This window comes from Vibrio sp. 2130-1, assembly GCF_033339515.1.
Genome location: NZ_JAWOUT010000215.1, coordinates 1 through 747, shown reverse-complemented (window position 1 = coordinate 747; position 747 = coordinate 1). Strand labels below are relative to the sequence as shown.

Sequence of the window (747 nt, the reverse complement as noted above, 5' to 3'; positions counted from 1 at the left end):
TGGTTCAGGCTGCTTTTTCAGTGCTTCTTTTAATACGGTAAAGGCTTCGGTATCGGCTTTACGAGCGATAAGCTCACGTTCAAAACAAGCAACAAGATGCGTGTCTTGCTTCACTTTACGAGCCAGACTGTTCCAATGAGAAATTAGCCCTTCGCTACCTTGTTGTTGCGCAACTTCATGCAGTAAACCACATTGTGCTTTCTGAATCAGTTCTGCTTGCTCTTCTTCCGTTACTAGCTTTGCTTTCGCCAGTTGTGGCATTAGGTCAATCAGCGGCTGCCACAATTTAAGCTGCATGTAAGTTGTTTTGAGTAAGTTCAAGACAATCGAGTTATTTGGGTATTGGCCTTTTAGCGATTGCAGGGTATCGAAAGCGGCTTCGAACTCATTATCACGAATAAATTGCTTGGCTCGAGTCAGTTCGACAGCGAGATGAGCATTCTCCTGTTGGCTAGCTAATGCAAGATAATGATCGCGTTTTGCTTTATCACCTTGACCTTGAGCAGCTTCAGAAGCAACGAGATAGCACAGTAGTGGCATATCGTGGTGATTTGCCCAACGAGTGACTTTCTTTTCAGCACCTTTCCAATCACCTTCAAGGAGCTTGATAATGCCTTCATTGGTGTAGCGACGAGAACGACGCATTTTACGTACGCTGAAGTAGTTCCAAGTGCTTGAGCTCGCGTAAACCAATTTTTTAATCAGGTATTCAAGGAGGAAAAGACCAGCTAGCGTAGCGATAACGAA

General features: G+C 44.4%; 1 protein-coding gene. It reads right to left on the bottom strand.

Features of this window, described 5'->3' with window-relative positions:
• Nucleotides 1-747, bottom strand: a 747-nt coding sequence (locus tag R7Q09_RS25275; RefSeq protein WP_318143837.1) for a heme biosynthesis HemY N-terminal domain-containing protein, incomplete at both ends; no start/stop codon positions are given.